1 rRNA gene is annotated in these 582 nt (G+C 37.1%); it reads right to left on the minus strand.

Annotated elements, in window-relative coordinates:
• A 16S ribosomal RNA gene (locus tag H4J50_RS19070) occupies positions 1 to 111 on the minus strand; the annotation flags it as partial.
• Between the last annotated feature and the right edge of the window lie 471 nt (positions 112 to 582).

The following is a 582-nucleotide window of genomic DNA, read 5'->3' on the forward strand; positions in this document are numbered from 1 at the left end:
CCCGTCCGCCGCTCGACGCCGAATAGCAAGCTATTCTCGTTTCCGCTCGACTTGCATGTGTTAAGCCTGCCGCCAGCGTTCAATCTGAGCCATGATCAAACTCTTCAATTAAAAATCGTTTGTGATGCTCACCTTAACGAACCGAAGTTGACTAAGAAAAGACATCTGCTCAATGAATTCTGTCGTGTTACTTTCTATCCGACTAAAGAAGAAAGTAACTACATAAAACGTATATTTAAACTCGAAAGTCTAAATGATACTTATTTTTTGTGTGACATCATATTAAGCTGTTTTTTTGTTACCCGAGGGTAACTATGTAAAATCAACGTTAATGTGAGTGTCCACACAAATTGCATGATAACTAATTGTTAAAGAACGTTAGTTGATACTCGAAGTAAAAAACTAACCGAAACAAAATCTCATTCGCTTTGCTTCGTTGCTGCAGGCCTTGCCTGAAGCGAGATGCGCATTCTACGCAACTCAGTTTTAATGTCAACGTTTTATTTGAATTTATTTTAAAAGTTTTTAAAACTTTCAAAACCTATCTTTAAAACGTTAAGTTAACCAATTCAGCCTAAACCG

Origin of the sequence: Colwellia sp. 6M3 (assembly GCF_014077595.1) — a bacterium.
Lineage (GTDB): Bacteria > Pseudomonadota > Gammaproteobacteria > Enterobacterales > Alteromonadaceae > Cognaticolwellia.